Annotated in this window: 20 protein-coding genes; 9 read left to right on the top strand and 11 right to left on the bottom strand. The window is 72.5% G+C overall.

Going from position 1 to position 25,212, the window contains the following annotated elements; translation table 11 throughout:
• The coding region (locus tag ACSNOK_RS03910; RefSeq protein WP_436779121.1) for an LCP family protein at nt 1–1,152 on the bottom strand (1,152 nt) is incomplete at its 3' end.
• A gap of 982 nt (nt 1,153–2,134) precedes the next feature.
• On the opposite strand from ACSNOK_RS03910, the gene ACSNOK_RS03905 reads away from it, so the two are divergent.
• Entirely contained in the window at nt 2,135–6,484 is a 4,350-nt protein-coding gene (locus tag ACSNOK_RS03905; protein WP_436779120.1) for a hypothetical protein, read from the top strand.
• Between the two features lie 71 nt (nt 6,485–6,555).
• Here the strand turns inward: ACSNOK_RS03905 and ACSNOK_RS03900 are convergent, their stop codons facing one another.
• On the bottom strand, nt 6,556–6,945 hold the full coding sequence (locus tag ACSNOK_RS03900; protein WP_436779119.1) for an RNA-binding S4 domain-containing protein: 390 nt from the start codon (nt 6,943–6,945) through the stop codon (nt 6,556–6,558).
• A gap of 258 nt (nt 6,946–7,203) precedes the next feature.
• Between ACSNOK_RS03900 and ACSNOK_RS03895 the strand changes: the two genes are divergently transcribed.
• The 4 genes from ACSNOK_RS03895 (at nt 7,204) to ACSNOK_RS03880 (ending at nt 11,254) form a co-directional block, all read left to right on the top strand.
• Nucleotides 7,204–7,881 (top strand): IclR family transcriptional regulator, encoded by a 678-nt coding sequence (locus ACSNOK_RS03895; RefSeq protein ID WP_436779118.1) that lies wholly within the window; start codon nt 7,204–7,206, stop codon nt 7,879–7,881.
• Between the two features lie 189 nt (nt 7,882–8,070).
• The gene (locus ACSNOK_RS03890; RefSeq protein WP_436779117.1) at nt 8,071–9,192 is read left to right on the top strand and encodes a PP2C family protein-serine/threonine phosphatase; all 1,122 of its coding nucleotides are present in this window, start codon (nt 8,071–8,073) and stop codon (nt 9,190–9,192) included.
• Between the two features lie 101 nt (nt 9,193–9,293).
• Nucleotides 9,294–10,727 carry an MFS transporter gene (locus ACSNOK_RS03885; RefSeq protein ID WP_436779116.1) on the top strand — a complete coding sequence of 478 codons (1,434 nt, stop codon included), beginning with the start codon at nt 9,294–9,296 and terminating at the stop codon, nt 10,725–10,727.
• Between the two features lie 53 nt (nt 10,728–10,780).
• A complete protein-coding gene (locus tag ACSNOK_RS03880) occupies nt 10,781–11,254 on the top strand; it encodes a MarR family winged helix-turn-helix transcriptional regulator (RefSeq protein ID WP_436779123.1) in 474 nt (157 codons plus the stop codon).
• A gap of 15 nt (nt 11,255–11,269) precedes the next feature.
• On the opposite strand, the gene ACSNOK_RS03875 is transcribed toward ACSNOK_RS03880, so the two are convergent.
• The 4 genes from ACSNOK_RS03875 to ACSNOK_RS03860 all read right to left on the bottom strand — a co-directional run bounded on the left by ACSNOK_RS03875 (nt 11,270) and on the right by ACSNOK_RS03860 (nt 14,599).
• Nucleotides 11,270–12,114 (bottom strand): IS5 family transposase gene (locus tag ACSNOK_RS03875; protein WP_436779115.1). Its coding sequence is split into 2 segments (ribosomal slippage): nt 11,270–11,784 and nt 11,784–12,114, totalling 846 coding nucleotides; the frame shifts between segments, so codons are not numbered across the junction.
• 266 nt (nt 12,115–12,380) lie between these two features.
• Complete coding sequence (locus tag ACSNOK_RS03870; RefSeq protein WP_436779114.1) at nt 12,381–12,710, bottom strand: glycosyltransferase; 330 nt, start codon at nt 12,708–12,710, stop codon at nt 12,381–12,383.
• 30 nt (nt 12,711–12,740) lie between these two features.
• Nucleotides 12,741–12,887, bottom strand: a complete 147-nt coding sequence (locus ACSNOK_RS03865; protein ID WP_436779113.1) for a hypothetical protein — start codon at nt 12,885–12,887, stop codon at nt 12,741–12,743.
• Complete coding sequence (locus ACSNOK_RS03860) at nt 12,887–14,599, bottom strand: FkbM family methyltransferase (RefSeq protein WP_436779112.1); 1,713 nt, start codon at nt 14,597–14,599, stop codon at nt 12,887–12,889. The genes ACSNOK_RS03865 and ACSNOK_RS03860 overlap by 1 nt, the downstream gene beginning before the upstream one ends.
• Before the next feature lie 565 nt (nt 14,600–15,164).
• Between ACSNOK_RS03860 and ACSNOK_RS03855 the strand changes: the two genes are divergently transcribed.
• Both ACSNOK_RS03855 and ACSNOK_RS03850 read left to right on the top strand, forming a co-directional pair.
• The gene (locus tag ACSNOK_RS03855; RefSeq protein WP_436779111.1) at nt 15,165–16,349 is read left to right on the top strand and encodes a sensor histidine kinase; all 1,185 of its coding nucleotides are present in this window, start codon (nt 15,165–15,167) and stop codon (nt 16,347–16,349) included.
• 117 nt (nt 16,350–16,466) lie between these two features.
• Nucleotides 16,467–17,138 (top strand): response regulator, encoded by a 672-nt coding sequence (locus ACSNOK_RS03850; protein WP_436779122.1) that lies wholly within the window; start codon nt 16,467–16,469, stop codon nt 17,136–17,138.
• Nucleotides 17,139–17,385: 247 nt separating this feature from the next.
• On the opposite strand, the gene ACSNOK_RS03845 is transcribed toward ACSNOK_RS03850, so the two are convergent.
• From ACSNOK_RS03845 to ACSNOK_RS03835, 3 genes are all read right to left on the bottom strand, one after another.
• Nucleotides 17,386–18,870, bottom strand: coding sequence for an FAD-dependent oxidoreductase (locus ACSNOK_RS03845; protein WP_436779110.1), 1,485 nt, complete (start codon nt 18,868–18,870; stop codon nt 17,386–17,388).
• A complete protein-coding gene (locus tag ACSNOK_RS03840; protein ID WP_436779109.1) occupies nt 18,863–19,450 on the bottom strand; it encodes a PadR family transcriptional regulator in 588 nt (195 codons plus the stop codon). Before ACSNOK_RS03840 ends, ACSNOK_RS03845 begins: the two co-directional genes overlap by 8 nt.
• Nucleotides 19,451–19,567: 117 nt before the next feature.
• Nucleotides 19,568–20,551 (bottom strand): reductase, encoded by a 984-nt coding sequence (locus ACSNOK_RS03835; RefSeq protein ID WP_436779108.1) that lies wholly within the window; start codon nt 20,549–20,551, stop codon nt 19,568–19,570.
• A 110-nt stretch (nt 20,552–20,661) separates the two neighbouring features.
• On the opposite strand from ACSNOK_RS03835, the gene ACSNOK_RS03830 reads away from it, so the two are divergent.
• Together ACSNOK_RS03830 and ACSNOK_RS03825 are read left to right on the top strand one after the other, a co-directional pair.
• Nucleotides 20,662–22,161, top strand: coding sequence for an FAD/NAD(P)-binding protein (locus tag ACSNOK_RS03830; RefSeq protein WP_436779107.1), 1,500 nt, complete (start codon nt 20,662–20,664; stop codon nt 22,159–22,161).
• A gap of 146 nt (nt 22,162–22,307) precedes the next feature.
• On the top strand, nt 22,308–23,270 hold the full coding sequence (locus ACSNOK_RS03825; protein ID WP_436779106.1) for a hypothetical protein: 963 nt from the start codon (nt 22,308–22,310) through the stop codon (nt 23,268–23,270).
• 68 nt (nt 23,271–23,338) lie between these two features.
• Here ACSNOK_RS03825 and ACSNOK_RS03820 read toward each other — a convergent pair whose 3' ends face one another.
• Entirely contained in the window at nt 23,339–24,226 is an 888-nt protein-coding gene (locus tag ACSNOK_RS03820) for an aldo/keto reductase (RefSeq protein WP_436779105.1), read from the bottom strand.
• 1 nt (nt 24,227) lies between these two features.
• On the bottom strand, nt 24,228–25,145 hold the full coding sequence (locus ACSNOK_RS03815) for an NAD-dependent epimerase/dehydratase family protein (RefSeq protein ID WP_436779104.1): 918 nt from the start codon (nt 25,143–25,145) through the stop codon (nt 24,228–24,230).
• Between the last annotated feature and the right edge of the window lie 67 nt (nt 25,146–25,212).

The following is a 25,212-nucleotide window of genomic DNA, read 5'->3' as shown; positions in this document are numbered from 1 at the left end:
GGCCCGGGAGGGCTCGGGTTCGGGGGGCCGCCGGTGGTCGGTCATGGCGCGGACGATGCCGCGGATCCGCTGGGGGTCGACGAGGTTGACGGCCTCCCCCTTGCGGTAGGCGAACCCGGCGATGGGCAGGGTGTGGAACTCGGCGTTGCCTCCGGTGAGGTTGGGGACCTGCTGGGCGAAGTCGAGCAGGTCCCACTGGTCGTCGAGGACCACGTCCTTCTTGACGACGTCGAGCAGCCCTTCGAGCTTGTCCAGGTCTCCCCAGGCGCCCTGGGAGGTGAGCTTGTGCATCACGGAGGAGAGGAACGCCTGCTGCCGGTGGGTGCGGTCGAGGTCGCCGTTGACCAGGCCGTGCCGCTGCCGGACGAAGGCGAGGGACTGGCGGGCGTCGAGCTCCTGGCGCCCGGCCGGGAAGTCGGCGCCGGAATAGCGGTCGTGGACGGCGTGCCGCAGGCAGACCGGGATGGGCTGGAGGACCTTGGCGATGTCGTAGAAGCCGAGCAGGTTGACCTCGGCGAAGTGGTCGATGGGGACCCCGAGGAACTCCTGGACCGTCGCGAGGGTGGTCTCCCGGCCCGCCTCGCGGCTGCGGTGCTCCAGCTCGGCGCCTTGCACGCCCTGGGCGGCCAGCCGGTCCTGGGCCTCGGCCTTGGCGATCCCGTACGCCTCCTTGATCTTGTGCTCGCCGCGTCCGCCGGCGACCGTGACGTAGTCGTCGCGGGGGATGGAGAACGCCGTGACCCGGCCGCCGCCGGCGGGGATGTGCACGAGGATCAGGGTGTTGGTGTTGTAGCCGCCGATGCCGCTGGAGCCGGCGTGCAGCTCGTCCTGTACGAACTGCCGTGGCAGGTCGCGGCCGTTCATGTCCTTGCGGCTGTCCAGGCCGATCAGCAGGACGTTGACGGAGTCGTCGAGCTTGCGCGGGGCGTTCTCGCGCAGGGCGTCGAGCGCCCGTGAGGTGGTGAGGCCGTCGCCGATCCAGTGACCGGCGAGCCAGCCGGTGCCGGCGACCGTGAGGACGGCGGCCGAAGCCAGGCAGACGCCGATCCGGGCGGCGTGGCCCGGGCTGCGGACTGGTCTCGCCCGGCCGCCGGTTCCCCGGTGCCCGTTCCTGCCCCCGCGGGGTTCGCGGTTGCCGCGGGGGTCGCGCATCGCCCGCCCTTCCTGCCGTGCCGTCGCCGGCGGGCGGTCATCGGCGACCCGCACCCGCCCGTCCGCTCAACGAGCCAGGCGGGCGTCCGGTGACGGTCACGCCGAGGGGGGTGCGCAGGGGGCGTCCGCCCGACAGAGGTCCGGCGAACTCCCGTTCGCTAAGGGGGTGGTCCTGGCACTTCGGCGGGTCCGTCGTCGGGGGCGGGCCGGCGCGCGATCATACGACCGGCGGGACATCCGCTCGTCGGCCGAACAGCTCGCGTTCGAAACGGGCCACGACAACTCCTCGCGTCATCGCGGTCATTCCGCGAGGTGAACGACGGGTGACGACGGGTATCGCGAACGGAACCGTTTCCCGAACTTCCGGCTCACGGAGCCGGGAGTGGAGCGAGGCCGATCGTAGGGAGCCGCCACCTGCCACCACAAGAGCATCTCTCAGTCACACCAGCACCAGAATTAAGGCCCCGAAAAGGAACAAACCCAGGGGAATTCCCGCCACCCCTTTTCTTATTCCCGCGGATTGAACCGACGGTTCCGCCCGCCCTGCCGCCCGATATCCCGAAATACCCGGGGCCACACGGTAGTTGGGGCTTGAAACGGTCGCTTGCGACCCCGTTTTCCCGCCGCGTAAAGTCCCTTCGGCCGGCCGCCGCCGAGGCCCGTACGAAAGGCCGCCCACGCTCCACAGCGAGAGGTGCCCCATCGTGACCGTCCGAGAATTCCCCTAGGTTTCCATCCCCTTTGGCGCGCGATTCCCGGTTCCGCCCGGTCGAGTCGCGCCCGTCCTGCCGCCGTGTCCCTCGCCCGACGCCCGACGCCCCTCGCCGGGGCGGCGCGCGCCCCGGCCCGCCCGGAAACCGGCCGCCACGGGGACCGCCGGCCCTCTGACGCGCCCGCGGGCCGCGCCTCCGCACCGCGGGAGTCGCCCGCCGGGCCGGCCCGCGCCGACCGACGGCGCGTGGCACCGGACGAGGGAGATCCCTTGAGACGTCACAGAAGATCCAGCCGGGCCCCGGCCCTGCTGACGGCCACGGCGGTGAGCGCGGCCGCGGCCACCGTCGCCGCGCTGCTGCAAGGGCCGACCGCCTGGGCCGGACCGCCGGCCGCCGAACCACGGCCGGAACGGGCCGCGGCGTCGCCCGCGACGGTCGCCCCGGCCGAGCGGGACGCCGTCCTGGGCAAGGGCTGGAACAAGTCCACCGACCGCGCCTGGACGACGGCGGGCGACGCGACCGGCCTCCACCTGCTGGTCGCCGAGGGCAGGTCCGGCTACACCTGGCGTACCGCCGCCACCCTCTCGGAGCCCGGGCTCCAGACCGACCAGTGGATCGGCAACGCCTGTGTGACCGCGTCGGGCCGTCGGGCCGTCGTGGTCTACGCCCCGCGCGGTTTCACCAACCGCCAGCACCTCTTCGACCGGGGCGCGTTCACCGCGGTCGTCGACCTGGAGAGCGGCAAGGTGAACAAGCTGCCGCTGAACGCGAGTCTGGCCTACTTCGACCCGGGGTGCGGCAGCGGCGAGACCGCCGTGATCACCCAGGCCGCCGCCGAGGGGGCGGCCGAACGGACGCAGTTGCAGACGGTCGACGCGGTCACCGGCAAGGTCGTCGCCACCAACACCGTGAACGGGCAGGCCACTTCGGCCGTCCCGACCGGTGACGGCGTGGTCGCGGCCTCCGGCCCCCGGCTGCTGCGGCTGGCCCCGTCGGGCCGGACCGAGCTGCTGGCCACCACCGGGCAGACGCCGCTGCGGCTGCGCCCGGACGGCCAGGGCGGCGTGACCTTCCTCGAACCGGCCGACGCCCGGAGCGACAAGGCGCTGGTGCGGCACCTGAAGGGCCGTAAGGTCAGCACGGTCGCCGACGGCCGGCTGGGCGACGTCGGCCTGGCACAGGGGTCCGGCGGCACGGTCTTCCTGACGGGCGGCTCCCGGCCGCGGACCGGCGGGCTGCCGAAGTCCGTCCGCCGGCTGCCGGATGTGCCCGGGCAGGCCGAGCTGTCCGGTGAGGGCCGGCTGGCCATCACCCAGGCCGTGCCGCGCCACCTCGCCAAGAAGGTGGCGGCACCCCTCAGCGGGACCATGAACAGCGGCCCGGAGCCGGTGGACATCACGGCGAAGGCCGTGGGCACCGGGAAGGGGCTCGGCTTCTCCGTCGACACCTCGTCGTCCCGGAAGCCCGCGGACAGCCGGCGGCCGTCCCCGGTGCTGCCGTACGTGGTGGGCGGCACCACCGCGACGCGGAAGGCCCTGGCCGCCGCCGGGAAGGCGGCGCCCGGTGACATCTCGCACAACCCGGTGGACGACGAGCGCTACTGCTCGGTGCCCCGGAACGACGCCAAGACCCAGGTGCTCCAGCCCACCCCCAACCAGGTGGAGTGGGCGGTCGACATGGCCATCCGGGGCCTGCTGATATCCGGCAACATCAACCGGCCGGCCAACTGGCACAACTCGGGGCTGCCCGCCTGGACGCCGCAGGGCATGTTCCCGCCGCGCACCCTGAGCACCGGCGGGCGTATCCCCGCCCAGGTGATGCTGGGCATCCTGGCCCAGGAGTCCAACCTCTGGCAGGCCACCTCGCACGCCGAGCCCGGTGAGTACGGCAACCCGCTCATCGGCAACTTCTACGGCACCAACATCTACGCCGGCACCAAGGGGTACGACCCCAAGCGCATCTGGAAGGTGAACTGGGACAAGGCCGACTGCGGTTACGGCATCGGCCAGGCCACCGACGGCATGCGCATCGCCGGGCACCCGAAGCCGCACGAGACGCTGCTGCCCCCGGACCAGCAGCGGGCGGTGGCCCTCGACTACGCCACGGGGATCTCGTACTCCGTGCGCATCCTCCAGGACAAGTGGAACGAGCTGCACAAGCCCGGCAGCACCATCCGGATGAACGACGACGACCCGGCCCGTCCGGAGAACTGGTTCGCCGCCGTCTGGAACTACAACGCGGGCTTCAATCCGCCCGGCGCGGACTCGTCCGGCTACTGGGGCCTGGGCTGGGGGAACAACCCCGCCAACCCCAAGTACCCGGCGGACCGCTACCCGTTCCTGGACAACAACCACTACGCGGACGCCGCCCACCCGGAGCGCTGGTCGTACGAGGAGAAGGTGATGGGCTGGGGCGCCTTCCCGATCGACACCACCCGTTCGTACGACGACAACGGCAACCGCAACAGCGGCAACACACACGGCTACTCGCCGGCCTGGTGGACCTCGGCGAACGACCGGTCGACGGCCATCATGCCGCCGCGGTGGGCGTTCTGCGACACGAGCAACGCATGTTCGCCGATGAGCCCGCCGGAGTGCAAGGACGAGGCGTGCTACAAGCCGCACTGGTACACACGCGACTCCATCTGGAAGAACTGCGGGCCCAACAAGCAGACGAGCGACCCGCGGGTCAACCAGTGCGGCAACGAGTACCTCACCTACAAGACGGTCCGCTCCGAGCCCGGTGACGCCAACCCGAGCCCCGGACCGTGTGGTTCGGGCACGTTGCCCAGCGGAACCGTGCTGGTGGACGATCTGCCGGACAATGTGCCGTCCAATCGCTGCGGGGCCCGCGCCTGGTCCAGCAGCGGCGCGTTCGAGTGGTCGTTCATGGCCGACGACGAGGGGAACTACGAGGCCCGGGAGGACCTGCACCAGATGGGCGGCGGCTTCGGCGGCCACTACTGGTTCTCGCACGGCCGTGAGCCCAACAACTTCGACAACTACCTGGTGACGCAAGGCACCTGGAAGCCGAAGCTGGCGGACAAGGTGTACAAGGTCCAGGCGTTCATGCCCTACCTGGGCAAGCGGACCAAGTCGGCCCACTACGAGGTCACCACCCGCAGCGGCCGGGTCGTCGAGCGGATCGTCGACCAGAGCAAGAACACCAACGGCTGGGTGGACGTCGGCTACTTCCAGCTGGGATCCAACGCCAAGGTGATGCTGAGCAACGTCACCGACGACAAGTCGTCCGGTGACACCACGGTCGCCTACGACGCGCTCGCGTTCATCCCGGTCAACGCCAAGTACGAGCACCACACCTTCGACGCGGTGTCGATCTTCCGGAGCAACCAGAACCTGGACACCAACACGCCCTGGCTGATGAAGACGCCGATGCGGACCCGGCAGACGCTCTACGACTGGGCCAAGTCGCGTACCACCGGCGGGATGGCCTTCGACAAGTCGGCCGTGCTCAAGGGCATGCTGGAGTACGGCATCTGCACCAACGGCTCGCACCAGCGCGACTGCGTCGGCCAGAAGGTGCACGACGCGGCGCGCAAGTGGGAGACCGACGTGGACGCCGCCGGCACCGACCCGTCACGGAAGCCGTCCCAGGCCGACTGGATGGGCTTCGCCATCGCGGACCCGCCGGCGACGATCAACGAGCACACCTTCGACGATGACCGCTCCTACAAGATCAAGACGCATATCGACGCCGAATGGGTCACGGGCGAGGACGGGAAGATCATTCCCGGCACCGAGACCGTGGTGCCCAGGGGCCGCACCGGTGACACCGAGATCACCCCGTTCGTCCGCGCCTTCGTCAAGGCGACCGTGGACGACTACGGCTCGCTCGGCGTCCGGATGCCGGACCTGTCGTTCGAGATGGACGACGCCAACGAGCCCGGCCTCCACCGCTCGGTGCCCAACCCGATGGTGACCGGCATCACCCCCGGCATCGCCTACCGGGTCGGCAAGAAGCCGACGAGCATCGACGACAGCGGCAAGTGCGTCACCACCAAGTACGTCAGCGGCGGGACCATCGGCTACCGGCCGCTGATATCCAAGTCGAAGGCCGACTCCGAGATGGACGCCTGGGTCTCCAAGCTGAAGTCCCTGGCCGAGGCGGGCAGTCTGCCGCCCGAGGTGGCCAACACCGCCGGTGACATCTACAGCATGTTCTTCCGCAAGGCGAAGCTCTCCGGGAGCGACATCGCCGAGGGCTCGCTGTTCAACATGGCGGGGCCGATCTGGCAGAACGTCAGCATGGGCTTCTGCACCGACGGCACGGTCAAGTCCACTCAGGCGGTGCCGAACTTCGAGAACGACGACCCCAAACAGGGTCTGGTGTACCAGAGTTACATGCCGAGCCTGTACCTGTACCTGGACGGCCGCATGGTCGACCAGGCCGGGCGGCCCACCAGCGGGCCGGTGCAGAACGGCAACTTCGTCAAGTTCAGCGAGATGGCGAGCAACGAGAACCGTTCGTCCGCCTACGGCACCTGCGGTGTCGAGATCCGCGGCAACGGCGGGAACCCCTGGAGCCTGCAGCAGGTTCCGGACGGCGCGCCCGGCAGCACCCCGAACATGCCGATGTTCTGTGACGACGGCAGCCACTAGCCGGTGAACCGTCCCTGGTGGGGTCCGCGGCGCGGGCCCCACCAGGGCGTCGGCCCCTCTGCCCGGCCGCCTCAGGGGCGGCCGCGGAGCTGCTCCATCTCCCGGCGCTCCCGCTTGGTCGGCCGCCCGGCGCCGCGGTCGCGCACGCCCATCGCGGCGATCACCTCGCGCGGCGGCTCGGGCGGGCTGTTGTCGACGTAGCACTCGGCGGCCACCGGGGCCCCGACCCGCTTGCGGACCAGCCGGGAGACGACGACGATCCGCTCCCGCCCGGCGTGGAAGAGCCGCACCTCGTCACCGGCCTTCAGCGGCAGCGCCGGCTTCGCCCGTTCCCCGTTGACCTTGACGTGCCCCGCGCGGCAGGCCGCGGCGGCCAGCGAGCGGGTCTTGGTGAGCCGTACCGACCAGATCCAGCTGTCGACGCGGACGGGGGTCGCGTCTCCTGCGTCTCCTGCAACCATGCCCCCGACTCTATGCCAGGGGCCGCCGTCCCCCGGCCGGGGGACGGCGGGTTCCCCCGCCCGGTCCGCCGGCCGGGGGACCGGCTCGCGGCCCGTCCCGGCCTAGCGTGGACGGCTCCGGTGGCGCGGCGGCCCGGCCCCGGCGGTGCCCCGCCACGGCGGTACCCCGCTCCGGCGCGGGCCCCGTGCTCGAAGGGCCGCGGCTCCGGCCGCCCCACCGGATCCGATCCCGCGAACCCCATGGAACGGAGAACCGCGATGTCCCGGTACCGAGCCCCCGTCGGCAGCGCCGCAGCCGCCCTGAAGCTCCTGGCCCGCGAGCCGGAACGCGGGGTGTCCTTCCGCCGGCTGGCCGCGTCCCTGGGCCTGCCGGACCGCGCCGTCGGCGACCTGATCAGCGGACTGCGCGCGGAAGGGCTGGTCGAGTACGACACCGGCTCCGGCACCTGCCGCCCCGGCGAACCGCTCCGCTCCCGGACGGACCCGACGGGCCCGGCCCGGCGGGACTGCAACGACATCCGCGCCGCCGCCATGAACTGGGCCGACACCCTCGCCGCGCGGACCGGCACGAGCGTCCGGCTCGCCGTGGCACACCCCGAGGGCGCCCAGCTCATCCACCACGTGTTCCGGCCGGACGGCAGCCCCCAGCGGCTGGCGACCGGGGAGGTCCTGCCGCGTACGAGCGCCCCGGCCAGGGTGCTGCACGGCCCGTGCGACGCGCGCTGCGTCTACGAGGAGGGGACGGGCCCGGACGACGCCCGGCTGGCCACGTCCGTCCACTGCCCCGACGGCGTCCGGCACGCGGCGGCGCTCTTCCTGACCGGCCCCCGGCGGCTGCTGGCTCCCGCGGACGGGGCGTCCCGGCACTGCGAGGAGGCGCTGCGGGAGACCGCTCGGGCGATCTCCGCGGAGCTGGCGGGGACGCCGGCGCGGTGACGCCGCCGGCGGTGGGGTGCCGCGCCTCGCGCGGGCCGGGGTGCGGCACCTCCCCCGAGCCGACAGGGCGTCCGGCGTGGGACTTCGGCCGACGGCCCGCGTGACGGCGACGGGTCCGGGGCCCGTGTGCCGGGGCCGCGTCCGGACCGGGTTGCGGGCCGACCGGCGGCCCCTAGGGTGGAGACAGCCATGAAGCGAGCCTCCGGCCCCGCCGTCCCGTACCGGGCCCCGGCCCTCCCCCGCCCGGCGCGCCTGCTCGTCGTCGCCGCGTACGTCCTGCTGGCCGCGGCGGTGGGGGTCGACCTCACCTCGGATCCCCGGCTGACGTTCTCGCCCGTGCTGGGCACGGCCCCGGTGCTGGCGAGCATCGGCACGCGCCGGGCCCGGGTCCCGTTGCTGACCGGCGCGGTGGCGCTGGTCCTGGTGGCCGCGCTGACCCTCGCGGACCCTGGGGTGCCGGTCACCCTCCATGTGACGGCGGCGTTCACGGTGCTCGCCCTCAGCTGCATCAGCTCGGCGAACGTGGTCCTGGTGGCCACGCGCGAGCGCGAGTTGCTGCGCTCGCGTTCGGTCGCCACGGCGGCGCAGCAGGCGCTGCTGCGGCCGGTGCCGGAACGGGTGGGCGGGCTGCGGGTCGCGGTGCGCTATCTGGCCGCGGCGGCGGACGCGCAGGTGGGCGGTGACCTCTACGAGGTGCTGACCACGCCGTTCGGGGTGCGGCTGCTCATCGGCGACGTACGGGGCAAGGGGCTGGGCGCGGTCGAGACGGCGGCGGACGTGCTGGGGGCGTTCCGCGAGGCCGCGCAGGTGGAGCCGGAGCTGGGGGCGGTGGCCCGGCGGCTGGACGCGGCGGTGCGGCGGCGCGGGGTGACCGAGGAGTTCGTGACCGCCGCGCTGCTCACCGTCCCGCGCTCGGGGGAGGCGGTGGAACTGGTGAACTGCGGGCACCTCCCGCCGCTGGTCCGCCGGGACGGGCGGGTGTACGCGGAAGGCGCGGAGGGCGCGGCGGGCGCGGCGGGCGCGGAGGACTCCGGTTCGGATCCTCCGCTGGCCTTGCGCGAGCTGGCGGAGGGTTCGTACCGGCCGGTGGTCTTCTCCTTCCGGGCGGGCGATCTGCTGTTGCTGTACACGGACGGCGTGACGGAGGCGCGGGACGCGGCGGGCCGGTTCTACCCGCTGGAGCGCCGGCTGGCCGCGCTGCCGGAGAGCGCGCCGGGGGTGTTGGCGGACCGCCTGGTGGCGGACCTCCTGGCGTACGTGGGCGGGGAACTGACGGACGACGCGGCACTGCTGGCCGTCCGACGCGAGTAACGAACCAGCAAGAAAATCTTGTAAGTTTTCCTGAATAACAGCTAACCTTCCCTTCTTGTGAGTGCGCGCCGTCGCGCGCCGGGACGGAGGGAGGGCCCGCCATGCGCGAAGCGGGCGAGGACGTCGAAAAGCCCGTTCGGCCGCCGGAACGGGCCGGCGGTACGGAGGCCGGGCCGCCGGAGATCGGCGGCCGGTTCGTGGCGGCGGTGATGGTCGGTTCGATGCTCAACCCGGTCAACTCCAGCATGATCTCCACCGCGCTCGTCCCCGTCGGCCGGCATTTCGGAGCCGGCCCGTCCGCCACGGTGTGGCTGGTCGCGGGGCTGTATCTGGCGAGCGCGGTCGCCCAGCCGGTGATGGGCCGGGTCGCCGACCACCTCGGCGCCCGGCGCGTCTACACGGCGGGGCTGGTACTCGTCGGGCTGTCCGGGGTGGCCGGGCTGCTGGCGAGGTCCCTGGGCCAGTTGGTGGCCGTCCGGGTGCTGACGGGTGTGGGTACGTCGGCCGCCTACCCGGCGGCCATGGCCATGATCCGCGAGCGGTCGGCGCGGGCGCCCGGCGGGCAGCCCGCCGGCGCCCTGGGCGCGCTGACCATCGCCGCCCTCGCCAGCGCGGCGCTCGGCCCGGCCCTGGGCGGGCTGCTCACCGGACTGGCCGGCTGGCGGGCGGTGTTCGCGGTGAACATCCCGCTCGCGCTGGTCGGGCTGGCCCTCGCGCTGGCCTGGCTGCCCCGGGACGAGCCCCGGCCGCGCGCGGGAGGGATACGCGGCGGGTGGTCGGCGCTGGACCCGGCGGGCGTCCTGCTCTTCGTCGGCACCCTGCTGCCGCTGATGCTGTTCCTCACCGACCTCGCCCGGCCCGACTGGCCGCTGCTCGCCGTCGGCGGCCTCGCCGCGGGAGCGCTGGCGGCGTGGGAGCTCAGGGTCGCCCGGCACCCGTTCCTGGACCTGCGCATGCTGGCGGCGAACCGGCCGCTGGTGCGCACCTACGTCCGTTACGGCGCGTCGTTCCTGGTCGTCTACTGCGTGCTGTACGGCTACACGCAGTGGCTGGAGGAGGTGCGGGGGTACTCCGCCACCGTCACCGGGGTGGTCATGCTGCCGATGTGCGCGGTCGCGGCGGTGTGCTCGTGGACGGGCGCGCGGAGGGCGACGGTCCGCGGTCCGCTGCTCGTCGGCACGCTGGCGATGGTGGCGGCCTCCGCGGCGCTGGCGTTCACCGGGCCCGGGACGCCGATGGCCGTGCTGGTGCTGGTGGGGGTCGTGTTCGGCGTACCCAACGGGCTGAACGCGGTGGGCAACCAGACCGCGCTGTACGCGCAGGCGCCGGCCGGCCGGACGGGCACCGCCGCCGGGCTGTTCCGCACCGCCCAGTACGTCGGCGCGGTGGCGTCCACCAGCGTCATCGGCCTGGTCTACGGCGACCGCGCGACGACCGGAGGGCTGCACACGGCGGCCGTCGTCCTCACCGCGCTCGGGGCACTGCTGCTGCCGGCCACCCTCTTCGACCGGGCGCTGCGCCGGGCGGGCCGCTGACCGGCCGGGGCCCGGCGGCTCCGGGCGCGCGCTCCGGGTACGCTGGCCCGGTGATGGCCCACGAGCAGCAGTCCCCCGCCCCGGCCGCCGCCCCCGAGCTCACCGAGCCGCACGAGGTGGCGTCCCGACTCCGCGTGGTCACCGGGCAGTTGTCCCGCCGGCTGCGCGCGGCGGGGGAGAACATGGGCCTGTCCCTCTCCCAGGCCGCCGTCCTCAGCCGGCTGGACCGCCGCGGCCCGGCCACCACGGTGGAACTGGCGCGCGCCGAACACGTCCGGCCACAGTCCATGGGCACGACCGTCGCCGCCCTGGAGGAGGCGGGCCTGATCGAGCGGTCCCCACACCCCAGCGACCGGCGCCAGGTCCTCATCTCCCTCACCGCGGAGGGCACCCGCCGCCTGAAGGAGGCGCAAGGGCTGCGCGAGGGCTGGATCGCACGGGCACTGGAAGAACGCTTCGACGAGCGCGAACGAGCGATCATGGCAGAGGCGGTCGGCCTACTGGAGCGACTCGCCGAGGGGGACTAGGGAGTTTCGTTTGGATCACCGGGCGGACCAGAGGAAGATGCCTGCGATGTGGAGTCCGGCCAGGTAGACGGTGGAGGTCTTCTCGTAGCGGGTGGCGATGCCTCGCCACTGCTTCAGGCGGTTGATGCACCGCTCGACGGTGTTGCGCTGCTTGTAGGTCTCGCGGTCGAAGGCCGGTGGCCTGCCGCCGCGGCTGCCCCGGCGTAACCGGTGTGCGCGCTGGTCGGCGGGGACGGGGATGACTGCCCGGATGCCGCGCTTGCGCAGGTGCTCGCGGATGGCTCGGGAGGAGTACGCCTTGTCGGCCAGGACGAGGTCCGGCCTGGTGCGGGGCCGTCCTCGCCGACGGGGAACGCGCAGGCGGGCCATGACATCGGTGAAAGCGGGTGCGTCACCGGCCTGGCCCGCGGTGAGGACGAACGCCAGAGGACGGCAGCGGGCGTCGGCGGCCAGGTGGATCTTCGTGGTCAGTCCGCCGCGGGATCGGCCGATGGCGTGGTCGGCGGGTTCACCGGCCGGGGCCCCTTTGTGCGGGCCCCGGCCGCGTGCTGGTGAGCCCGCACGATCGTGGAGTCCACCGACACGGCCCACCTCAGGTCCTCGTCCGCGTCGGCCTGGGCCACCAGAGCGGTGAACACCCGCTCCCAGGTGCCGTCCACGGCCCACATCCGCAGCCGGTTGTAGACACCTCGCCAGTTGCCGTACTTCTCCGGCAGGTGGACCCACTGCGTACCGGTCTGGAACTTGTAAGCGATCGCGTCGATCACCTCACGGTGGTCCCGCCAGCGGCCACCCCGCTTCGGCGCACGGTCCGGGAGCAACGGCTCAATCCGCGCCCACTGCAGATCAGTCAACGGCACACCCGGACCAACGACCGACTGATCCAAACGAAACTGCCTAGGCCCTTGACGCTCCAGCGGCGGTTCGTGTGCTGAGCCGGCGATTGTCGCTGACCTGGAAGTGGCCGGCCTGGAGAAGACACCGCCAGGCCGTCGCCCGTCGCTGCCATTACCGAAAACGCAGCTCAGGACACGAACCGCTGCTGGAGTACCAGCCTTCCTGGGGTGCGGATACGGGAGGTCGGGCAAGCTCCGGAAGGCTGCGGACGCCTGTCCGTCACTGCCCGTCAAGGGCGGAGGCGAGCAGTGTGTACGTGCGTTCCCAGGTCCACTCGGCCTGCACCCAGGCTTTCCCCTTGTGCCCCATTTCGCGGGTCAGCTGTTGGTCGCTCAGTAGCGTCACTAGACGGTCCGCGACAATGGCAGAAGAGGGGCATGCTCGCGTGAGGGTGGCCCCCGGCGAAGACCACAGAGTCTTCGACGTGCTCCTTGGCGGTCAGGTCACGCAGCCGGCGTTCATACGGGCCGTCCCCGACCATCAACAGGGCGGCGTCGGGGCGCCTACGGTGGACGATGGGCAGGGCACGTATCAGGGTGTCTTGGCCCTTGCGTGGCACGAGCCGTGCGACACACAGAATCACTGGGCGTCAAAGGCGTCGGCCCCCAGGGGCGGAGGAGGTGTAGACGACTACTTGCCCGGATGGGAAGCGGATGGCCATGGCGTGGACGAAGGTCTCGATGCCACCCTGCCGAGGCGGGAAGTCGTTGGTGACGATCAGCGTGCGAGACAACATCAGCCTCCCAACGGGCGTGCGGTGAACAGGTAGTTGCGGCACTCCGGGAGAATCCGGGCCATGGGACGCCAGCGGCCTTGCCGCCAAGTGGACATCTCGTAGCCGAGACCGTGGAGACTTGCCGCGAGGTCGGCGGCTCGTACTCCGAACTTGGCCAGATGCCGGGCTTCGACTTCCAGGAGGAGGCTGGGACGGTCTCGTAAGAGCGTTTCCTTGGCGCCGGCCAGGACGAGTGGCTCTGCTCCTTCCACGTCGGCCTTGATGAAGTCGACCCGGTCGAGAGTGCCGTCCCTGTAGAGGTCGTCGACGGTGCGGACGCGGACCTTGAGCCGTCGTTCTCCTGCGAACTCGACGTTGGGGCCGATGCCGTGGGCGCCGTCCGTGACGAAGGCCCGCCCATGTACAGGCAGGCCGTACCGATAGGGCAGGCTCATGACTGAGTCCTGCGCCTGCCGGCCGAGGGCGAAGGGATGGCGGTGCACATTCGGGCACCCCAGAAGACGGGTGCCGGCCGTGAGCACGCGGTACGCGCCGGGGAGCGGTTCGAAGCTGTGGACGGCGCCTTTCGGGCCGACCAGGTGGGCGAGGGCATAGGTGTACAGCCCGTACTCCGCGCCGATGTCGAGGCAGACGTCTCCCTCCCGTACAACCTGTTGAAGACCGTCGATCTCCCTCTCGACGAAGGAGAATCTGCGCCCCAGAGCACGGAGGGCGGCGTACGACCAGGCCAGGCGCCGCTTGTTCACCCGCACGGTCTGGGGTGCGGTGCTGTGTAAGGAAAGGGAACGCATCGACTCTCCTGCAGTCACTGGGCGGGGCAGCACGAGGCGCACCCAGCCGGCCAGCACGATGGGGTAGACGAGATATCCGAAGCGGGTGGCCGGGGCCAGGCACATGGCGGCAACCAGCCCCAGGGCCAGCCGGTCGGCGGCAGCCAGGGTGTGCATCGGGGGGCGTACGAGCAGGGAGATCCCGACGGCTAGGGCGGCAGCGGCCAGGGCGGCCACCGCGAGAGCGGTGCCACTGGGTATCAGTGCCGCGAGAAGGTGGCCGGGTAGTGGGCTGGCGGCCGGTGTAGGGGTGCCTCCCTCGCCCAGAGGGAAGAGGACGAGATGTTCAAGGAAGCTGTGGGGATGGGCCAGTGCGACAGGCAAGACGGCCAGAATCAATACGGCCCCGGCCATGATGACGCTGCGGACTGCGTGACGCTTTCCGCGGGTGGCGGCCAGTAGGGCCACAGCTACCGGGAGCAGGGGCCAAGCCGTCCATTTGAGTGCTGCCGCTGCTCCTATGGCCATTCCGGCGCGGTGGCTCGCGCCACTGCCGGCGAGTGCCAGGCCAAGGCACATCAGGCCGATGACCGGCAGGTCGACCCCTCCGACGGACATGGGCAGCGCGACAGCCGGACAGGCGGCCAGCAGCAATAACGGGCCCCGCATCCGGGGGTGTTTCTGCCGATTCATGACCTGAGCCGAAGCAGCCATGGAGGCGAGGAAGACCGCGCCGAACCACCATCGCGCATCCGCGAGGGGCGTGTCACCGAAGAGGGCATGAGGTAATCCGAGGACCGCCATGCCCGGCAGGTATGGGTTGTAGTCCTCCAGGTCGGCAGGTGCCTCCACGTACGGGCTGCCGGTTGCGAGCAGCAGGTCTCCTGAGCGCTCGACGACGTCGACCTCCAGTTGCGCGGCCCCCCGGGTCACAAGGATCACCAAGGGCACGAGAACCGCCCCGGTGACGGCCGTGAGGCTCGCCAGGTTTCCGTACCTGGAAGGTCTCCTAGCCCGCCCGGCCAGACATGCGGCCATGCCGTATCCGGCCGCAGCCGTCGTGCCCCACAGCTGATGGGTGGGAAGCGTGGAGGCCAGAGCCAGCAGCGAGGCGAACCCAGAGCATGTGGCCCAGCCGACGGCTTCCCAGGGCGGTTGCTTTCCGTGCCGCAGGCGGGAACGGCTGGTGTGCGTCGTCGCAGCCGCAGCCGGCTTCGCGAGTAGTTGCTGACCGTGCATCCGCCCCCCACTCATTTCCGGGACAGCAGTCTGCGAGGGAGGAGGGGGAGCGATCGTCAACCGTGGATGTGAGCATTCGGCTCAGCCCGTGGTACGAGCGAGCAGGCTCGAGTCAACCCCTGCGGTGACGTGAGCCCGGCCCCTCCGGACCAGAATGGGGAGCATGTGTCCGCTCACTCGACCGGAGGCCTCGCCCCAGCGGTCGGCTACCGCATGGGCCGCTGAAACCCGCGGATGGCGCTGGGTAGTCGCGCATCCCAGCGTCGGCGTGGCCTTGCTGCTGTGTCTGGCGGCATTCGAGGTCTGCCACGCCCGGATCACCTCTGCGACTGTCCTTGGGACCCTCCCTTTGGCGGTTCTGCCCCTGCTGTGGCGTCGCAGACGACCGGAGCTCTCCCATATCACCGTGGCGGCGGGGTTGCTGAACTTCCTCTTCCGGCCGGAGATGCTCTTCTCCGCGGCCATCGCGGGACTCATGGGCCTCTATACGCTTGCCCGCCGGCGGCTATGGCATCCGGCTGTCGTGGCCGGCGCCGCGGTGACCGGGGCGCTCTTGGTCAACATCGGGCACATCGCGATGGGCGTGTACGAACTGGGAGGGGCGTCGCCGGCCCTCGGCTCCGACGGCACACTTGACTACTTCACCGAGTCGTTTGTCCTCTCCGTCGCCATCGTGGCGACGGTCAGCGTTGCGGATGCGATGCGCAGCCGGGAAGATTCCCGGCGGGAGAGGGAAGCCGCGCGGCGCAGGTTCATCGACATCGAGCGTCGGCAGGCGGTGGAGGCCGAGCGGGCGGCAATCGCTCGTGAGCTGCATGACATCGTGGCTCACGCGGTCTCAGTGATCGCTGTGCAGGCGGAAAGCGCGACATACACCACTCCGGGGCTGACGCCGCAGGCCCGCGACGGCTTTCAGCAAATCGCCGGCTCAGCACGGGCGACTCTGACCGAGCTCCGGAACCTTCTCAACGTTCTGCGCAAAGACGCCGACGAGAAGGCGTCGCTGGCACCCCAGCCAACGCTGTCGTCCCTGGACGATCTCCTGGAGACGCATCGCTCCGCCGGCGGCCAGGTCGAGTTCTGCGTCCACGGATCACGTCCTGCTCTGTCATCTGCACTGGAACTTGCGGTGTACCGCATCGTCCAGGAGGCTCTGACCAATGCCCGGCGTCACGCGCGAGGCGCGCGTGTCCAGGTGGCCCTCGGCTTTGCCCCGAACGGAGTGAGCCTGCGGATCATCGACGACGGTCCTGGGCCGCCGGACGACAGGGACAGCGAAGGCCATGGTCTGAATGGCATGCGCGAACGCGCGGCCCTGCTCGGAGGACAGGTGACGTATGGCCGCGGCAGCGATGGCGGTTTCCTGATCGAGGCCGATCTGCCGTCCCAGGCGCCGTCGCGTGAGGACACGACTGTGCGCCGGCTGAAGAAGCGGCGAATTCGTGCGAGCTGATCCGCGGCTGGTCAGCAGATCCGCTCCTCCTGATCGCGCACCCACAGGTACGGGACCATGGCGGTGTTCCGCGTCCGGGGTAAAGGACGTACTTCGACGGTCCAGGAGTGCAGCCAGGTGACGATACGGGCAATCGTGGCAGACGACCAGACAGTGGTGCGGACTGGATTCGTGAACCTGCTCACGACACAGGACGACATTGAAGTGGTGGCAGAAGCAGCCGACGGCGAAGAGGCGGTCAGGCTCACGGCCCAGCAACGCCCGGACATCGTCTTACTGGATATCCGCATGCCGAAGATGGACGGCATTCAGGCGGCTCGCAGCATCTTGAGCGAAGCCGACGGAGCCACCAAGGTGCTCATGCTCACGACTTTCCACCTCGATGAATATGTTTTTGACGCGCTCGCGGCCGGCGCCAGCGGATTCCTGCTCAAGGACGCCACCTTCCCTGAACTGCTCCACGCGGTGCGGCTGGTAGCCGACGGCAAAGCCATGCTCGCCCCCGAAGTGACCAAGCAACTGATCGCCGAGTTCGTTCACCGGAGGCCCACCCGCATCGCCACCCCCGACCTCACCGGTCTCACCGCCCGTGAGGCAGAGGTCCTGCTGCTCATCGCCCAAGGACTGTCCAACAAGGAGATAGCGGAGCGACTGACAGTCACTGATCACACGGTCAAGACGCACATCAACCGACTGTTCACCAAACTCAACTTGCGCGACCGCGCACAGGCAGTGATCACGGCCTACGAGCTGGGTCTCATCACTCCAGGATCCCGCGCCCACGGCTGAAGCGCGTGACCCAAGCGGCCGTCCGCTCCGTCCTCACGTCTGCGACCAGGTCGTTACCGGCGCGGGAAGGCCCTGCCGGACCTCGGGACACCGGCATACTTGGAAGTAGCTCTCGGGTTCCAGCTGTGGCCCGGGCTTGCGGCGCCGCCTCCAGGGTGCCGGCCCTCCTGACGTGCCCGGCCAAGGGGCGGGGGGGAGGTATCCCTCGTCCCTCCTATCCCGTGCTCATGGTCAACGGCGCGCCGTGTCAGCAGGTCGTCGAAAGTGCCGTCGGCGGGCCGAACCAGTGGGCGAGGGCGTCGCGGGCCGCCGTCGTGGTCGTGTCGGGCGGGGCCACCCAGCCGATGTGGCCGTCGGGGCGGACCAACACCGCGCAGGTGTCCGGCAGTTCGCCGGGGCGGGCGGTGGTGACCGTGACCCGGTCGGCCCAGGGCGCGGCGGCCTCGCGGAGGGCGGGTGGTGCCGTGGTGTCGTCCAGCAGCAGCACTCCCCCGCCGGTCCGGTGGGTCGGGAGTTCGCCGTCGGGCGGCGGGACGTCGGGGAGCATCCGGCCCTCCCAGGGGTGGCCGCGAGGATCGTGGGCCGGGTAGCGGGTGCCGACGCCGGTGACGGTCTCGGCGAGGAAGCCGGCGGTCTCCTCCGACGTGACCAGTTCGGCGAGGAGGTCGCGCAGCGGGGCCAGCCGCTCGCCCTCGGCGGCGAGCAGGGCCTGGACGCGGGTGTCGCGCAGCAACCGGGCGCCGGCCGCGTGGCGTTCGGTGTGGTAGCTCTCCAACAGGCGCTCGGGGGCCAGGCCGCGGGCCACGAGGCCGAGCTTCCAGCCGAGGTTCATCGCGTCGTCGATCGCCGCGTTGACGCCGATCGCACCCGCCGGCGGGTGGATGTGGGCGGCGTCGCCGACGAGCAGCACCCGCCCCCGGCGGAGGCGTTCGGCCAGCCGGGCGGCGTCGCCGAACCGGGTGAGCCAGTGGACCTCGGCGAGGGCCACATGCCGGCCCAGGGCCCGGTCCAGCACGTCCTGGAAGCGGGCTCGTGTCACCGGCGCGTCGCGGTCCTCCGGCGGATCCGGTTCGGCGGTTATCAGACGGACATATCCGGGGCGTGGGACGGCGAAGACCGACGCGCCGCCGGGTCCGGTCGTCGGGCCGAAGGGCAGGGCGGCCGGGTCGGCCAGGACGACGTCACCGAGGAGGGTGAAGCGGCGGGCGGGGGTGCCGGGGAAGGCGATGCCGGCCAGCTTCCGGACGGTGCTGCGCCCGCCGTCGCAGCCGGCGAGCCACCGGCAGCGCAGCCGGCGCGGCCCGTCCGGAGTCGTGACGTCCGCGGTGACCCCCTCGTCGTCCTCCCGGAACCCGGTGAGCCGGTGGCCGCGCAGGATCCGCACGCCCGACTCCCGTGCCCGCTCGGCCAGCAGTTCCTCGACGCGGGTCTGGGCGATGCCCAGGACGTACGGGTGGCGGGTGCGCATGGCGGTGAGGTCGAGGGCGGCCGTGCCGGTGAACGTCGTGGCCGGCAGCGTCGGGCCTTCGGCGAGGAAGCGATCGGCCAGGCCGCGGCGGTCGAGCAGGTCGAGGCTGCGGGCGTTGAGGTTGAAGCCGCGGCAGAAGCCGGGCGGGGCGGGGTCCCGTTCGAGGACCGTCGTGCGTACGCCGGCCAGGCCCAGTTCGCAGGCCAGCGTGAGCCCGGCGGGTCCGGCGCCGGCCACCAGGACGTCGGTGTGCGTGTCAGGCATGTCCGTCCCCCTCGGGCCACGGCAGCGCTCCGCGTTCGATCTCCTCGGCGGTGGCGCGCACCCACCGCAGCTCGGCCTCGGCCATCGCACGGGCGTACTCGGCCTCGATGACGAACAGCCGGGGCACTCCGTGGTCCTCCCGCGCCGCCTGGTACGCGCTTTCGCCGGCCGCCAGTCCGGCCTCCAGGGCCGCCGCCCGTTCGCGCAGCGCCTCCGCGGCGCGGCGCGGCCCGAGGGCGCCGAGGTAGGTGAGGGCGGAGACGAACCTGGGGAATTCAGGGGAGGGTTCGCGGATGAGTTCGTCGAGCCATTCGGTGAACCGGGCACGCCCTTCCGGGGTGTGGCGGTAGACGGTGCGCGCGGGGCGCCCGCCCACCTGTTCGGTGCCGTCCGCCTCGATCCAGCCGTCGCGGGCCAGCGCCCGGACGGTGTCGTAGAGGGAACCGGTGGTGAGCTTGAAGGCCGAGTCCAGCCCGCGTTCGCGCAGGGCGGCGGCCATCGCGTGCGGGTGCCGCGGCTGTTCCAGGAGGAGGCCCAGGACGGCGAGGGCCAGGGGGTTGGCGGGTCTTCGGACGGTCATCTCACTCCGCTCTCGCCGGGGCGGCGGCTCTTGCCGGGGCAGCCGCTCTTGCTGAGGCAGCCGAGCGCGGCTTGGCTCGGACCCGATTACTCGGATCCGAGCATAGAGGAGCCCGTCCTACCGCGCCAGCAGCTTCGCCTCCGTCTCCGGGTCCAGGCCGACCGGTTCGCGGTCCGGGCGCAAGGGCGGCCTGCCGCCCAGCGACTCCAGCCAGGCCCAGGTGTCGGCGACCGTCTCCCCGACCGGCCGGCAGCGCAGTCCGGTGGCCAGGGCCTTGCCGACCCCCGCCGCGAAGATGGTGGTGTGCTCCTCGCCCGGCGGCAGCCAGATGGGCAGGTCGGTCCAGGGGGCGACCCCGGCCGCGAGGATCGGCCCGGGATCCGTCCAGCACAGCTCGGCGTCGGAGCCGGTGACGCGGACGCAGGTTTCCAGGAGTTCGCCCATGGTGGTGTGGCCGGGCGGGCTGACGAGGTTGTAGGGGCCGCCGAGGCCGCGCGCGGCGGCGTCCAGGGTCCAGGCCGCGAGGTCGCGTGCGTCGATGTACTGGAGCGGCGACGCGGCCGGGCCCGGGGCCAGGACCCGGCCGCCGCGCGCGACGCGCAGCAGCCACCAGGGCAGCCGGCCGACGTTCTCCCCCGGGCCGAGGACCAGCCCGGCCCGGACCAGCAGCGCCCGGTCGCCGAAGGCGTCGCACGCCGCCAGTTCCCCGCCGCGCTTGGCCTCCGCGTAGGGGACCTCGCCGGCGTCCGGCGAGCCGTCCACCAACGGGCCGTCCTCCGCGAGCCCGGCCGGGCACGGATGCCGGTGGACGGAGCGGCTGGAGACGTAGGCGTAACCTCCCGCCCGGCCCGCCAGCAGCCGGGCGGTGTCACGGACCGCCGAAGGCGCGCCCGACCAGGTGTCCGCGACCAGGTCCCACTCGCCCCGGGCCAGCGCGGCCAGTCCGCCGTCCGCCCGGCGGTCGCCGTGCAGCGCCGTCACGCCGGGCGGCGCCGGATGCCGGCCCCGGTGGAAGACCGTCACCTCCCAGCCGCGGGACAGGGCGTCGTCCGTCAGGGCGCGGCCCACGAATTCCGTTCCTCCGAGTATCAGCAGTCTCATGGCCACGACCCTGCCCACGGGGTGTGCCCGGTGGAACCCCCGCATGCTCTGGGCGTAATCCGGGGAGGTTCGGGTGCGGAGGAGAGGCACCGGGGAGAGCGGGTACGGACGTGGCACGAGGCAGCATCGACCGCGGTGACGGCCGGACGGTGGCGGTCGTGGGGGCCGGGGCGGCCGGGACGAGCGTGCTCGCGCACCTGGTGGAGGCCGCCGCGCACCAAGACGGCCGGCCCGTCGGAACGGTCTTGGTGGTCGATACGTCGCGGCCCGGCTGGGGACGTGCCTTCGGTGACGCCGATCCTCTGCTGATGTGCAACAGCGCCGCGAACGTCAACTCCCTCTTCCCGGACCGGCCGGACGACTTCGTCGGCCACCTGCGCGCCCACGGCTGGACGGGCGCTCCCGACACGTGCGTACCGCGTGCCGCCATGGCCGCGTACTGCGCGGACCGCTGGGAGCGCGCCCGGGCGGACGCCGAGCGCGCGGGCATGACGGTCCGTCAGATCCGCTCCCACGTACGGTCCGTCGGGCTCGGGGGCGGAACGCCGCGGCTGCGGCTGGACGACGGATCGGAGCTCGCGGCGGACGACGTGATCCTGGCCACCGGGGTGCACCGGCCGCGCGTGCCCCGGGGGTTCGAGGCGTTCACCGGTCACCCCCGCTACCTGGACAGCCCCTACCCCTCCGCGCGGCTCCGCGCCGCGCTCGGCGGCGGGCGGCGCGTCCTCGTGCTCGGTTCGCGGCAGTCCGCGGTGGACGCGGCACTGCTGCTGTGCCGGGACGGCCACCGCACCACGCTGACCTCGCCGTCCGGCGCCCTGCCGGCGGTACGGCTCTCGCTGCACGCCCCGCCGCGGGACTTCCCGCCGCTGGAGCGCATGGCCCGGCTGGACCCCGGCGATCCGCTGCTGGAGCGGCGGATGACGCGCTGCGTGGTGGAGGCCGTCCGGCTGCTGGGCGGCCGTCCGTTGCGCGCGCAGACGTCGCGGGCCGCCGATCCCGTCCGGCGCCTGGCGGAGGAGACCGCGCTGGCGGAGGCCGGGGAGTGCCGGTGGCCGGGGGTGGCGGTGGCCGTGATCGAGGCGCTGACCGCCTTCGCCGACGGTGTGCCGCCGGACCGTACGCGGGCCCTGATGCGGCGCTTCGACTGGTTCGTCGGCCGCTATCTGACCGCCCTCACCGTGGTCAACGCCCGCCGGCTGCTGGAGCACTGCGCGACGGGCGCGCTGCGGGTGGCCCCCGCCTACCCGGAGTCCGTCGCCTTCGCGGACGGGGTGTGGCGGGTGTCCGCGCCGGGGCGCCCGCCCGAGACGTACGACCACGTCGTCAACGCCACCGGCTTCCTCCCCCCGGAACTCGCCTGGGGGGCGGACGGCACGGAGCTCCTGCTCTCCCCCGCCGGCCCGGGTGCCCCCGGGGTCGGCCGCCTGGAGGCGGATCTGCGCGTGCGCCGGGCCCCGGGCGCGCCGCCGGAGCGCGTCTGGGTGGCCGGGGTCGGCACGCACGTCCGCATCCCGTTCGCCAACCACCTGCGGACGGTGGTCCGGCAGGCCCGGTGGGTCGCCGGCCAGGTGGTGGAGGGGGCTGCCGAGGGGACGGGCCGCCGGTGAGCGCGGCTGGCGGGATCGCGTCCTTGCCCGGCGGGTCCCCGGCCGGTGGATACTGGCCGCGGCCGGCTCCCGGCCCGCCGGGGCGGACGCCCCGTGTCGACGGGCCGGTGACGTGCCGGGGCGCTGTCCGTCGGGAGGGATGACTCATGGCGATGGTCCGGACAAGGCGCGGCGAGGACGGCGTCCTCAACCTCCCCCGGACGGCGACGGGCGTCGACCGGTTCTTCCACGCGGTCCGCGCCCGCCGGCCGCGCCGGCCGCCGGGGGTGCCCGGGGAGCCGCGCTGGCGCGGCGACTTCGTCGTCACGGACGCGGACGGGCCGCGCGTCACGCTCCAGGAGTTCGGCTACGCGAGCCGCGAACTCGGCCGCCACGGCGGCACGGTGGACGACACCGCGCTCGTGGGCCCGTTCCGCCTCCTCACGGCGGAGGGCCTGGACCGGCTGGCCGAGGTCTGCGACCGCCTCGAACCGGCGGCCGGCTCCAGCCGGTTCATCGCCACCCGCCGGCTGCGCGGCGCCGACCTCGCGTCCCCGTTCCTCCACAACATGATCCGCGACCGCGGTTTCCTGCTCGCCTGCTCCCGGATCGCCGGCGTCCCGCTGATCCCCCACCCGCTGCGCCTCCCGACCGCGCAGATCAACTACTTCGAGGGCAGCGGCCGTCCGGAGATCGTGCGCTGGCACCGGGACGGCATGGACTACGTCTTCACCCTCCAGCTCAGCGACGGCGCCGACTACGAGGGCGGCCGCTTCACCTACTTCCAGGGCCGCACCGGCGAGTTCGACGACGTCACCGCCGACGACCCGCGCATCCGCGAGGCGGACTGCCGGGCGCGCGGCGCGGCGCTCTTCCTGCACGGCAGCCGCATCTTCCACGCGGTGACCCCCGTGACGCGGGGCCGCCGCGTCACCCTGGTGATCTCCCTGTTCTGCCCCTACTTCGCCCGCCGGGACTCCAACACCTTCTGGCACCTGGCCGGCGACGACGGCATCCTGGCCACGGTCCCCGGCTGGCTGCGCCTGAAGTGGCCCGTCCGCGACCCGGCGCTCGACTTCGGCATGCGGGCCGGCAGCCCGGTGGTGACCTGGGAGGACCTACGCCGCTGAGGCGGCGGGGGGCCGCTGATCTCTCGGGAAGCCGTGACTCCGCGCCGCGCTCCGGCCCGCCGGAGGCCTCACACGTCGTGCCCGCCCAGCCTCGCCAGTTCCTCCTCCGTCAGGGCGAGGTCGGCCGCCGCCGCGGAGTCGCGGACGCTGGTGGGGCGGGTGCCGCCGGGGATGGGTATCACGGTCGGGGAGGCGGCCAGGAGCCAGGCGAGGCAGACGCGCTGGGGGCTCACCCCGCGTTCGGCGGCGATGGTGTGGAACGCGGCGAAGGTGTCGTCCGCGGCCGGGCCGGAGGTTCCGTCGAGGGAGCTGCGGGAGATGCCGCCGAGGGGGCTCCACGGGAGGAAGGCGATGCCCAGCTCGGCACAGAGCCGCAGTTCCGGCGCGCTGTCGCGGACGGCGGGCGAGTAGCGGTTCTGTACGGAGACCAGCCGGTCGCCGAGGATGTCGCGGGCCAGCCGGATCTGCGCCGTGTCGACGTTGGAGATCCCGGCGAGGCGGATGGTGCCCGCGTCGAGGAGGTCGCGCAGGGCGCCGAGCGAGTCGGCGAACGGCACGGCCGGGTCGGGCTTGTGGAGCTGGTAGAGGCCGATCGCCTCGGTGCCGAGGCGGCGCAGCGACTCCTCGCACACGCGCTTCAGCCGGCGCGGGTCGCCGTCGACGGTCCAGCCGCCGTCCGGCGTGCGGCCCCGGCCGCCCTTGGTGGCGACGAGGACGGCGTCGCGGTCGCCGCCGTACGTGGCGAGGGCGCGGGCGATCAGCAGTTCGTTGTGGCCGGGTGTGCCGTCGGGGGCGTAGTAGGAGTCGGCCGTGTCGATCAGGGTGACGCCGGCGTCGAGCGCGGCGTGCACGGTGGCGATGGCGCGTGCCTCGTCGGGGCGGCCTTCGATCGACAGGGGCATCGCCCCGTAGCCGATGGCGCCGACGCGGAGGTCGCCGAGTGCGCGGTACTGCATGTCAGTTGTCTCCGGTGAGTGCGGTGGCGGCGGCCGTGGCGAGGACGTCCGGCAGCCAGGCCGAGGTATCGCGGAAGGTGAATCCCAGGCCGAGCGCCCGGGAGTTGTCCATGGCGTAGTAACGGTCGAAGGCGAAGGGTGAATAAGGGCCCTCGGGGACGGTGTTCAGCACCACGCGTCCCCGGGGAATGTGTTCGGCCAGCAGGCGGCAGAGGTCGGTGACGTCCAGCAGCCCGTGGGAGCAGGCGTTCACCGGCCCGGTGAATTCCCTTCCGGCCGTCCGGAAAAGGAAGTCCGCTATGTCGTCGACGTGAAGGAAGACCGACGGATGGGCGGTCGGCGGGACGGCGATCGGGGTGCCCGTCCGGATACGGTCGGCGTAATGCGCGAGCCGTCCGGTGAAATCGTCGGCGCCGCCCAGGACGTGGGCGGTGCGCACGGCGACGGACGGGAAGGCGGGGTCGGCCGCGAACACGGCCTCGGCCTGGCGCTTGCCCTCGCCGTAGCTCCAGGGCGTCGCCGGGGCGAGGTCCACCGGATGGGAGGCGGCGTCGAAGGCCGTCTCCGGCAGGGGCGCGGACGCGCCGGTGACGTCGTCGTACACCTCGATCGTCGAGGTCATCACATAGCGGCCGGTGCGGCCGGCGAAGACCCGGCGGGCGACGGCCGCCTGTACGGGCGTGTAGCAGACCTGGTCGAGGACGACGTCGAAGGTCCGGTCGCCGAGGGCCGTCCGCAGGGCCCGCTCGTCGTCGCGGTCGGCGACGACGTGGTCGGCGCCGGGCGGGGGCGCGGCGGAGCCGCGGTTGACGACGGTGACCGACGCGCCGGCGTCGAGCAGCCGGGATATCAGCCGTTTTCCGAAATAGCGGTTTCCGCCGATGACGCAGACGTCCCGTGGCACACCGTCGCGTGGCATGGCCGAAGTCCTCCCATTCCGGGGCGGATTCCCCGCCCGTTCCCCGCCCGTTTTCCGACGCCGACCA

Source organism: Streptomyces sp. URMC 126 (assembly GCF_051386555.1).
GTDB lineage: Bacteria > Actinomycetota > Actinomycetes > Streptomycetales > Streptomycetaceae > Streptomyces.
The sequence above is the reverse complement of the archived record's forward strand: the minus strand, read 5'-3'. Positions and strand labels throughout refer to the sequence as shown.